Source organism: Sulfitobacter sp. UBA4523 (assembly GCF_002388305.1).
In the GTDB taxonomy this organism is placed as follows: Bacteria; Pseudomonadota; Alphaproteobacteria; order Rhodobacterales; family Rhodobacteraceae; genus Sulfitobacter; species Sulfitobacter pontiacus.
The window spans coordinates 35184-35512 of sequence record NZ_DGMH01000069.1; the positions used below are offsets into that span (position 1 = coordinate 35184).

At 60.2% G+C, this 329-nt stretch carries 1 pseudogene; it reads left to right on the plus strand.

Going from position 1 to position 329, the window contains the following annotated elements:
• Nucleotides 1-329 (plus strand): annotated as a pseudogene (locus B3849_RS16860) (hypothetical protein); the annotation flags it as partial.

A 329-nucleotide genomic window follows, 5' to 3' on the forward strand; every position in this document is an offset into this window, starting at 1 on the left:
CATGTGCTGGGGCGGGAGATTTGGGATTTTGTCGAAGGGGCAAACACCCGTACCTATCTGTTCGGCGTGTTTCAGGCCTGCCGGCTCGAACAGCAACTGTTCAGTATCCTTTACCGCTGTGACGGGCCGGATGTGCGGCGGTTGTACCGGCTGACGATCTGGCCCTCCCCCGACGATAGCCTGACCATCGGCAGTATGCTTGTCCACGCGATCACCAGCCCCCCTCACCCTACGGTCAGCGCCTTCGAGGAATACTACGATACCACGCGATGTTCGGTCTGCTGCGCATTCCAGATCGGCGACAAATGGATCGATCTGCGCACCCCGCC